The sequence below is a fragment of the Paraburkholderia sp. GAS42 genome, assembly GCF_050436565.1.
GTDB lineage: Bacteria > Pseudomonadota > Gammaproteobacteria > Burkholderiales > Burkholderiaceae > Paraburkholderia.
Window position 1 is genome coordinate 18,622 of the sequence record NZ_JBNDML010000039.1, and the last position, 9,759, is coordinate 28,380.

Here is a 9,759-nt window from a genome sequence, read left to right on the forward strand (position 1 = left end):
TGTCTTCCGCCTCCGGGTGGATGTTCATCCGCTTTCTCAGAGGATTCCTTGAGCGCGAAGCCCACGTTAAGCAAACCAATCGGTTCAGGTGAGACCTCTCCTGGCGTCGTTTTCAATCGCCTGTGGCCGTACATCAAGCCGCTAATGTGGGTCGTCATTGCCGGGATCGTCACGATGGGTGTCGTGGCGGCCACTGAAGCCGGTATTCCGGCGCTGCTCAAGCCGTTGCTCGACCACGGTTTTGGCGCGCACAGCAGCGACCGCGCGAAATGGTTTGTCCCAGTCGCTGTGATCGGCCTTGCGCTGGTGCGCGGCGCAGCGCAATACCTGTCCGGCTACCTTCTTTCGTACGTGTCGAACAAGATACTGCTCGAACTGCGTCTGAAAATGTTCGACCGCATGATTCACACGAGCGTCGCGTTCTTCCAGCGCGAAACCGCGAGCACCGTCATTAATGCAATCGTCTTCGAGGTCAACCAGATCCTGAACGTGCTGACGGGCGTCATGGTCACGCTCGTGCGTGATTCGCTGACGGTCGTGTTCCTGCTCGGCTACCTGTTCTATCTGAACTGGCGTCTGACGTTGATCGTCGCCATCCTGCTGCCAGGCATCGGCTGGCTCGTCGGCAAAATCAACAGGCGCCTGCGGCGGCTCAACCGTGAAAGCCAGGCGCTCACGAATGAACTGTCGTACATCGTCGAGGAAACCGTTGGCGGCTATAAGGTCGTCAAGGTTCACAACGGCCAGAAGTACGAGTCGGACCGCTTCACGGAAATGAGCCGGCGGCTGCGTGGCTATTCGATGCGCATGACTGTCTCTGGCGGCCTCGCGCAACCGTTGACGCAGTTCCTCGCGTCGATCGCGCTCGCAATCGTGATCACGATTGCGGTGGTGCAGTCGTCGAACGACCAGACGACGGTCGGCGGCTTCGTCGCGTTTGTCACCTCAATGCTGCTGATCATCTCGCCGCTCAAGCACCTGATGGATGTCAACCAGCCGTTGCAGCGGGGCATGACCGCGGCCGAACTGATTTTCGGCCTCATCGACGAGCCGGCGGAGCCCGAAGGCGGTGGCCTGCAACTGGAACGTTCGAGCGGTGAGGTCGAATTCCGCGACGTGTCGTTCCGTTATGGTGAAGGCCGGCCAGTGCTGGACGGTGTGTCGTTCCGCGTTGCGCCTGGCGAGATGGTCGCGCTGGCCGGCCCATCGGGCAGCGGCAAGACAACGCTCGTCAACCTGCTGCCGCGCTTCTTCGATCCGACGGGGGGCGAGATTCTCGTCGACGGCGTTGCGCTACCTGAGTACAACATCCACTCGCTGCGCAGCCAGATAGCGATGGTGAGTCAGGACGTCGTGCTGTTCAATGACACAGTCGCAAACAATGTGGCCTACGGCACGACGGCGGACCGCGAGCGCGTGAAAGCCGCGCTGCACGCAGCCAATCTGTGGGACACCGTCGCGGCGATGCCAGAGGGTATCGATCAGCTCGTGGGTGACAACGGCATGATGCTGTCTGGCGGACAGCGCCAGCGTCTCGCGATCGCCCGCGCGATCTACAAGGACGCGCCGATCCTGATCCTCGACGAAGCCACGTCCGCGCTCGATTCCGAGTCGGAACGCCACGTGCAGGCCGCGCTCGAAACGCTGATGAAAGGGCGCACGACGCTCGTGATCGCGCACCGGCTGTCGACCATCGAACGCGCGGATCGGATTCTGGTGATGGAATCGGGACGCATCGTCGAGCGGGGCAGCCACCGCGAACTGCTCGCGCACGGCGGCCTGTATGCGCATCTGCATCGCATCCAGTTCCAGCAGGACGCGGCATGAGAGTGTGCGTGAGCGCGTCGGCGAGCGCGCGTCGACAATGAAGATTGGCATCTCCAGCAACGCCCTGAAACATAGCGGCGGTCTCGAGCGTTACGCGATGGATATTGTGCGCGGCTTCGCGGATCTAGGCATTGAGCCAGTGTTTTTCGCGCGCCGGTTCGACATGTCGGTGCCGGAGAGCCGGCTCGTCAAGCCATACCGCGTCAACGTCTCGTTCCTTCCAGGCAAGTTGCGCGACAGTTGGTTCGCCTGGCGGATTCGGCGCGCACGGCGCGCCGAATCGATCGACGTACTTATCGGTTGCAATCGCGTCGATGTATCCGACATCGCAATCTGCGGCGGCACACATCTGGGTTTCCTTCGCGCGACGGGCCGTGAAGCGCGCCGCTCGGATCGCCGGCAGATCGCGCTGGAGCGTCGTCAGTACGAGCAGGCGAGGGTGATCGTCGCGCATTCGAAGCTGATGGACGACGAGTTGCGCGAACTCTACGGCATCGAAGACGCAAAAATCCGCGTGCTGTATCCACCGGTCGACGGCGTGCGTTTTGCACCTGTCGATGCCGGGCGGCGCGCAGAACTACGCCGCAGATTCGGCTTCGCCGACGATGAAATCGTGCTGCTTTTTCCGTCGAGCAGCCATGAGCGCAAGGGCCTGCCGTTGATCGAAGCGGCGTTGCGCGATACGTCGCTGCCGGTGGTCGTCGCGGTCGCTGGGCGTCCGCTCGAGCGGACGTCTGGGCGCGTGCGCTACATAGGCTACGTCAAGGAACTGGAAGACGCGTACCGTGCCGCCGACTTTACGATTCTCGCGTCGAAGTACGAGCCTTTCGGTCTCGTTGGCGTCGAGTCGGTGATGTGTGGCACGCCGGTGATCTTTCCGTCGAGCATCGGTTGCGCCGACGCGATCGCGGCGCACGCAAAGTTCATCTTCGAGCCGGACAGCGAATCGGGTCTACGTGCGGCAGTCGAGCGTGCCGTTTCGCAACACCGCGCCGACGGGTCAGGCGCGCGCAGGCTGGAGAGCACCGAAGCCGCCGGCGCCGTCAGCAAGGACGCCAGCTCCGTGCTCTACGACGCAAGCGTGGCCGGTCACGTCGGAGCGCTGCTGACGCTGGCCAAAGACATCGATGCCAGAAGAGGCGGAGCGGGACCCGCTCGCCGCTGACTTCCAGCACGTCAATGTGTCATGGGTCACATGCTACAATTTGAGACTACATAAAAAGGGCCGGGCCGAACGCGCCCTGCCTTGTTTTGCCGGGGGCAGCGCGGACAACGGCGTCGTGATTCCCGGTTTATGCCCCGCTATGACATTTACCGTCGCCGTGCCACTGGATGCGATCTACAAGAATCAATCCACCCGAGATCCTGCCTGCGCATGCGGCCTTGTCCTGCAACATGAAGGCAGCAGGAGCGAGCGCGGCACCCGCCCACGCATAACGCGATGAGTCGACTTCCCGGACGTATTCGCGTATTCACGCGCGCCTTGCCGAGGCTTGCGCTCAAGCCGCTGCGCCGCAGACCGGCCAGGTTGCAACGCATCCTGATCGCTCATCATCTTCTGCTCGGCGACACGCTGCTGCTCACGCCGCTCATCGCGAAGCTACGCGCCTTGCATCCGCTCGCGCAGATCGTTCTGCTTTGCCCGAAGCCCATTGTTCCGATCTATGCAGGTCGTCCGTTCGACGTGGATGTCATGCCGTTCGATCCGCGCGATCCGTCGACCGTCAAGGCCGTGCTGGGCTCAGGTCCTTACGATCTGGGCATCGTGGCGGGCGATAACCGGTTTTCCTGGATTGCGCTCGGCGCGAGATGCCGCTGGATCGTCGCGCATGAGGGCGACGTGCCGGCCTGGAAGAACTGGCCCGTGAACGAGGCTTTACCCTATCCCGCCGAGCCGGCCGCATGGGCGGACCTTGCGACCGGACTGGTCGACGGGCCGCCGCCCCGTCCTTATCAGCCTGCGGACTGGCCTGCGCCACCGCGTGCGTCATCACCAGATGCGACCGCTCTGGCGCAGGGTCCGTACGTCGTGCTGCATCCCGGCGCAAGCACGAGCGTGAAGCGCTGGCCGAATAGCCGGTGGCGCGAGCTCGCGCAGTTCGTTGTGTCGCTGGGGTATGTTCCGGTGTGGAGCGGCGGCGCGGGCGAGGTCAATCTGATTCGCGACATCGATCCCGATCCGTCGCATCCAAACCTGGCCGGCCAGCTCGGGCTCGGCGAGTTGTGGCATCTGTATGCCGGGGCGGCGGCAGTCGTTTGTCCCGATACCGGTATCGCGCATCTGGCACGCATCGTCGGCGTGCCGGCAGTTGCGTTGTTCGGACCGGGCAACGCATTCATTCACGGTGCCGGGCAATACTGGCGCGACGCGCCTTTCGTTGCCGTCACTATTCCCGATATGCCGTGCCGCGACCAACCGTTTATCTTTCGTCGGGAGGTCGCGTGGGTCCGCCGGTGCGACCGCAATGAGGCGACCTGCGTCGCGTGGCATGGTGATCATGCGGATTGCATGAACCGCCTTACAGTCGAATCGGTGTGTAACGCACTGCGAAGTATTCTGGCGAAAATTCAATGACAAATGCACCTATGCGCGTCGGGCAGGCGCTCTGGATCGCCTGCCCGGCCATTCTGTTTGCTGTGATGTTCGGGCACATGACGGGCATCGTCAACGTGGCCCTGGTCGTGCTGGCGATCGGCACGTTCGGCGCGGCCCTTTCGGCTGACCGCCCGTCTGTGCTTCGCTGGCCGCTGATGGTGCCGGTGCTTGCGTGGGCCGCGTGGACCGCCGGCGCTGTCGCATGGTCTGCCTGGCCGAAGGTCAGTCTGCATGCCTGGTTTGACGAAGTGCTGTATCCGCTCGTCTCATTCTGGGCTTTCTGGCTGGTTGGATCGCGGGCGGAGCAGCCAGTGCGTCTCGCGCTTGTGACCTGGTTCGCGTGCCTGCTGCTCGCGCTAATGAGCGGGCTCAACTGGGGCCACCTGCAGCCGCCGACACCGGAGACGTTCCCGCTGCACTACTACAATCGCGTCGGCCACACGAGTACGCTTGCGATATTCGCAATTCCTCTTTTCGCCGGCCTGATGTTGGGGTCGCGCTGGTGGCTGGCGGGCGTGCTGGGCCTCGTCGCTTGCCTGTTCGTCGGGCTGGCGACTCTCAACCGGTTCTTCTGGCCGGCCGTGGCCGTGACGCTGCTGATCGCGCTGTTCCCGCTGTACCGCAAGCGCATGCTGCTGGCATCCGTTCTGGTCCTGGCGGTCGCCGTCGCGGGTGTCGGCACGCTGGAACTGAGCGCGCGGCTGCGATTCGGCAATGCCGCGCCGCCGCCGACGCAACATGCCGTCGTCGTGGACGGGCATACGTTCTATGTGCCGGCGCGGCTGTCCGGAATCGACGACACGGTTTCTTCGGATACGCGTCCGAAGCTGTGGGCGTTCTACGGGGCGGTGGGCGAGCCGCATACATGGACCGGCATCGGGTTCGGCAAGCCGCTGCCGGGCATGGTGTACCACGCGCAGATCCCCGCGAGCCTGCTGAGCCTTGAGCCGCAGGCCCTCACGCACGCGCACAATCTGTTTTTGAATACCTGGCTGCAGACCGGCGTGCCCGGCGTCGTGTTGCAGAGCCTGCTGCTGCTGTGTCTCATGCTGCGCTTCTGGCGGTTTCGATCGGCTGCACCCTGGATAAGCGCAGCCGGCATCGCGCTGGTGGCCGGGATGGTCGCCAAAAATCTCACCGACGACTTCATGTGGCAGACAACGATGCTCGCCTTCTGGTCGTTCGCCGGTCTGCTACTCGGCAGTGGCGAACAGAAGGCGCATCTCCTTCCGCCTTCGCGGTCTGCCACGCAGGGTTCCCGGCGGCCATGACAATGCTCGACGCACGAAATCGGTCACCGCTCACCACGACGTATCAAAACTGCTCACGCAGATCTGACGCAAGAAACGTTCAGTGCCCCGGCCGCGAACGAACGGATGCTGACGCTGGCGCGACAACTGCTGGCTTCACACGGAGCGGCAAGGCAGGTGTCAGCCCGCTAGAGCGGTTTCACCGGACTGCGTTCACACCCCCCCGGTCACCAGCGGCAACACCGTCAGATCCGGATGCGTACCATCGACGATACTGCGCCCAACATGAAACGCTTCATATAGCGCATCGTCGCCGGTGGCGAAAGTTTCTTCGCCATCCGCGTGGAAGGGTACGGAATGCCCCGGAATCGCCGGATCGGCGCCCGGATGGCACACGTAGCCGACATACGTGTAAGGCCCGGCCTGGCGGCGCGGCTCGCTTTCCTGAGCGTCCTTCGGAACCGGCGCCGCGTGAATCTCGAAGCCCTCGTACTCGACAATCTGCCAGGGTGCGTGTTCGTCGGACATATTTACCTCCATTGGGGCTGCATCGAGCGGCGCGTCGCCAGGTTTTCCGTGGGGCTTCCCGACTGGGACTTTCCTTGCCCGGCCAACCCCGCCCGGCCGGGACATCAATGCCGGTGACGCATGCGATCCCACAGCCGGTGACCGTCGAACCGGTTCCGCTCCCGGTGCTGTTCGTGAAGTGCCCGATGGTCGCGCCGGTAACGCGACGCGACGAGCAACACGGCGACGACGACCGCCGCCAGTCCCACTACGATGCTGACCATCGATTCAGCCATGGCAGCCTCCGTCCTGATCAACGTCATGCAAGAATTCTAGGTGATCCGCAGGCAAACGCGTGACGCTCGACCGGCCCCGCGCCGTGAACTACGGCTTGATCACGCCAAGTTGCTTCTGCAGCGTCAGGTTGCCCTCCAGATGCCAGTTTTCGACAATCCGGCCATCTTTCACGCGATACAGATCGAACGCCTGGAAATCGCCGGTCTGGCCCTCATCGTAAGAACGCGTTGTTAAAGACGACGAGCGCATTCTCTACCGATCAGTCGCGTTTGATAATCGGGCCATCGGTTGAAGGATTATTCAGAATAAATTGAAGATTATCCATCCGGCCGTTCGGACAACCGGCAGGACTGCAACCCCAGCGACAGCGACTTTCTAGCTGTGGCTGACGAGTTCGTGCGGTATCGCTGTGTGATCAGGCGCCGGCGTGGCCGTGCTTCCTGGAATGCCATTGCTGACAAACTCGTCCAGTTGCAGCAGCAGACTGTCGATCAGGCAGAGTTGGGCTTTGGAAAGATGTTCGGCGTCGAGTAGCCGGTGGAGGCGCTTTCGCCAGTAGGCCGGCGGCAGGATGGGCCCGCCGAGATCCCCGTGCAACGATGGCCGCATCACGCGCGTGATGTGCGCGATGTCCTGGTCGATCAAGGTCATCATGTGTTGCCCCCCATGACGCTTCGTTTATGTTGGTCGGTGACCTGTTTTGCTTTTACGTCTGAGGATTACTGTAGAACGAATTTGGCGTTCTGCCAACCATCTCAATAAAAAACTGTTGGGAATCGGATGGGGTGTCTGTGCGTGAGTCAACGCTGCGCCGCTTCGCGGAACCTCACATCAAGACGATATCGTACTGCTCGTATTAAAAAAATAATATCGTTGTAAATCAATTGAGTAGGTTGTGATATTGCTGCGTTTTGATCGTTGGCTACCAGTCTGGCTACCAATTGAGTGCGTGGCTACCTTGCGAGACATCCCCACTGGTGGCCCACGTATTTAAGCAGAATTTTGTGACCCTCCTTGTGAGGTCATGCGGGGTCATGTTGAGTCGTGACAATAAAGTCCATCTCATACTGAACCAATATGAGGCTCACGTGATTCACCACAAATCTCCCGAATCTGCGAATGCGGCGATGTTGCGCCAGTGGCACGTCTTGGACATCGTGCCGGTCTCGCAGGCGACGCTAAAACGCTGGGTGCGCGCCGGCAAATTCCCCGCGCCAATCAAGTTGTCCGAGAATGTCTCCGCCTGGCGCGCTGCTGACGTCCACGCTTGGGTCGACGCGCATGCGGCATCGTAAGCCCGAGATGGATCAGCAAGTTGGCCTACGTGGCGGGAAGGACGATAGCGTGATACGCATCCATGCCGCCTAGGAAAAACGCGACAAAGGATCCAACGCCGAGACAAATGGAGATGATGTTGCCGGCGGTGCCGGCGCTTTTCCAGCGAGGCGCTCCCCCGTTCGACAAGTTATAGGCGAACTGCGACAAGTACCGGAATCCCGTCGCAATCCCTGCTCCGCTTAGTCCGAACATGAACCATAGGAGTGCCGCGCCTATATGTGTCAGAAGGGGCATCCCGGGGAGTATCTGCCCCTTCGTAATCGCGTTGCCAGCAAACGCGAGCACGGTCGCCGCAGCTCCTCCATTTATTAAAATTGCAGACTTCAATGCGGTCTGGCCTGCTTCGACTGCAGACTTGAACATCTCGACGCTCATCGTTGAGTGTGCGGATAGCTGAGCTTTCCAGACTTCAAGCTGATGGGTTGCCTGAGCTTCCGTCATTGATGGCCCGTCGCGTTCTTGTTCAAGAGCTGTCGTCAGCACGTTGGAAAGGTACGCGTTCAGATTGGGAATCTGTAGTTCCTTGATCCCCGATTTTTCCGCCTCGCCTACTGCTTCCTGGATTTGCTTGACTACGTCGGATGCTTTCATAGCGGTGTGGTTTGAGTTATTGCGCTGCAATACGGTAACACGCGCGTTGCACTGCATCGGTCTAGGCCAGCTAGCGTGCGGCGGCGGTCGGTCGTTACGCGGCGCGCGTTGCCGCCTCAACTAGGTGTTTCGCATCGGCCGCTTCAGGCGACCTAAATGATCTTGCCGCTCTCGGAAATCGAGTCCGCACGGATTGCTATTAGCCGCTCGATGGGAGGCATATCTTTGTTGTTCTTGTAGTCTGGATGTTCGATCACGATCCCCGATAAGCAGTGGTGGCTGACGAAATTTTCACTCTCAAACCAGCTTATCAGCGGTCCGCCACTGACCCCGCCAAGCTCATACTCGGGCGGCGGCGCCGGGATATTCGCTTTCGCAAGTAGAAAGTCCCGTTCCATAAGCCATGTAATCTGCATATCTGTTACGGTTCGAGCAACGCCAATCGCTGTGAAGAGCCCGAAGTCCACCGTGAAGTCCTTGGATTCGACCCGCTCGACCGCTGGATACCCTGCGATCATGATGCCTTTGCCCTCCTGGGGTGGCATGGGAGGCCAAACCCCCAGCGGCGTCTTGCCCAAACGCTTCACAAGGTCTTCATCCAAGGCAAAGGTTGCTACGTCGAGCTTGTCGGACACGTCGATCACGCGCTCAAGCAAGTCATCGACTACCTCGTTCATCAACTGAACACGACATGGTCCATTCTTGAGGTCGATCTCGTACTGACGCAGAACGTGTGCAGCGGTGACGCCGAGCAGTTTCTTCGGCGTCTGCACAATTGTCAGGGTGCCGTTGTGTGTGATCGCAAAGTCCTTACTGTTGAGATCAAACCAGTAAATGGGCGCGCAGCAACTCCTAAGAATGCCTTGGTAAACGTCGCCGAGGTCACCAGCCAAGAGCTCTTTGGCTTTGTCGAGCGAAATCGGGTGCCCTTCCATCGTGCCCCTCCGTGTCCGTGGCTCGTTCGTAGTTTGATATATCCCTCGATTAACGCCAAGAGCCTTGCTCGTTGATGCCATGAAACGATTCGCACCCGCAGCGGGCTGGTCCGCACGTGTATATGTATCGTCGCGCCCGTCCTGCGCCCGGCGCAGCGCGGCCAGCACTTCGCCGTTACCCCGGGCGCGGGTTCTAGCGAATCGGCCAACACATTTAGGATCTGATCGCAGTCGCGGCGCTGCGGTGCATGAGGACTAGCAATGCTTGCAATGTCAAAATGACCATTTGCGCAATTTCAGTACGGCGTCGAAAGGCCGAGTTCGGCCGAGGGCGTGTGGAAACGGTTTTCTCTTCTCTGAAGCCCAGATCACCGGCCCGGCCAATCAAGTTTGATAATTCCGGTCCGCGTTAACGTAA

10 protein-coding genes and 1 pseudogene are annotated in these 9,759 nt (G+C 60.9%); 5 read left to right on the forward strand and 6 right to left on the reverse strand.

Going from position 1 to position 9,759, the window contains the following annotated elements; translation table 11 throughout:
* Positions 1-48 precede the first annotated feature (48 nt).
* The 4 genes from msbA to P3T16_RS33295 all read left to right on the forward strand — a co-directional run bounded on the left by msbA (position 49) and on the right by P3T16_RS33295 (position 5,694).
* Complete coding sequence (msbA, locus tag P3T16_RS33280; RefSeq protein ID WP_429345440.1) at positions 49-1,827, forward strand: lipid A export permease/ATP-binding protein MsbA; 1,779 nt, start codon at positions 49-51, stop codon at positions 1,825-1,827.
* A 37-nt stretch (positions 1,828-1,864) separates the two neighbouring features.
* A complete protein-coding gene (locus tag P3T16_RS33285) occupies positions 1,865-2,992 on the forward strand; it encodes a glycosyltransferase family 4 protein (RefSeq protein ID WP_429345449.1) in 1,128 nt (375 codons plus the stop codon).
* A 276-nt stretch (positions 2,993-3,268) separates the two neighbouring features.
* Complete coding sequence (locus P3T16_RS33290; protein WP_429345441.1) at positions 3,269-4,402, forward strand: glycosyltransferase family 9 protein; 1,134 nt, start codon at positions 3,269-3,271, stop codon at positions 4,400-4,402.
* On the forward strand, positions 4,399-5,694 hold the full coding sequence (locus P3T16_RS33295; protein WP_429345442.1) for an O-antigen ligase family protein: 1,296 nt from the start codon (positions 4,399-4,401) through the stop codon (positions 5,692-5,694). The genes P3T16_RS33290 and P3T16_RS33295 overlap by 4 nt, the downstream gene beginning before the upstream one ends.
* 192 nt (positions 5,695-5,886) lie before the next feature.
* Here P3T16_RS33295 and P3T16_RS33300 read toward each other — a convergent pair whose 3' ends face one another.
* From P3T16_RS33300 to P3T16_RS33315, 4 genes and pseudogenes are all read right to left on the reverse strand, one after another.
* The gene (locus P3T16_RS33300) at positions 5,887-6,201 is read right to left on the reverse strand and encodes a hypothetical protein (RefSeq protein ID WP_429345443.1); all 315 of its coding nucleotides are present in this window, start codon (positions 6,199-6,201) and stop codon (positions 5,887-5,889) included.
* 104 nt (positions 6,202-6,305) lie between these two features.
* Complete coding sequence (locus P3T16_RS33305; RefSeq protein ID WP_429257943.1) at positions 6,306-6,476, reverse strand: hypothetical protein; 171 nt, start codon at positions 6,474-6,476, stop codon at positions 6,306-6,308.
* 88 nt (positions 6,477-6,564) lie between these two features.
* Positions 6,565-6,690, reverse strand: a pseudogene (locus P3T16_RS33310) (ester cyclase); the annotation flags it as partial.
* A gap of 162 nt (positions 6,691-6,852) precedes the next feature.
* On the reverse strand, positions 6,853-7,131 hold the full coding sequence (locus P3T16_RS33315; RefSeq protein ID WP_429257944.1) for a hypothetical protein: 279 nt from the start codon (positions 7,129-7,131) through the stop codon (positions 6,853-6,855).
* 434 nt (positions 7,132-7,565) lie between these two features.
* On the opposite strand from P3T16_RS33315, the gene P3T16_RS33320 reads away from it, so the two are divergent.
* The gene (locus P3T16_RS33320; protein WP_429345444.1) at positions 7,566-7,772 is read left to right on the forward strand and encodes a helix-turn-helix transcriptional regulator; all 207 of its coding nucleotides are present in this window, start codon (positions 7,566-7,568) and stop codon (positions 7,770-7,772) included.
* 25 nt (positions 7,773-7,797) lie between these two features.
* On the opposite strand, the gene P3T16_RS33325 is transcribed toward P3T16_RS33320, so the two are convergent.
* Together P3T16_RS33325 and P3T16_RS33330 are read right to left on the reverse strand one after the other, a co-directional pair.
* The gene (locus P3T16_RS33325) at positions 7,798-8,406 is read right to left on the reverse strand and encodes a hypothetical protein (protein ID WP_429345445.1); all 609 of its coding nucleotides are present in this window, start codon (positions 8,404-8,406) and stop codon (positions 7,798-7,800) included.
* 152 nt (positions 8,407-8,558) lie between these two features.
* Entirely contained in the window at positions 8,559-9,341 is a 783-nt protein-coding gene (locus tag P3T16_RS33330; protein ID WP_429345446.1) for a hypothetical protein, read from the reverse strand.
* Between the last annotated feature and the right edge of the window lie 418 nt (positions 9,342-9,759).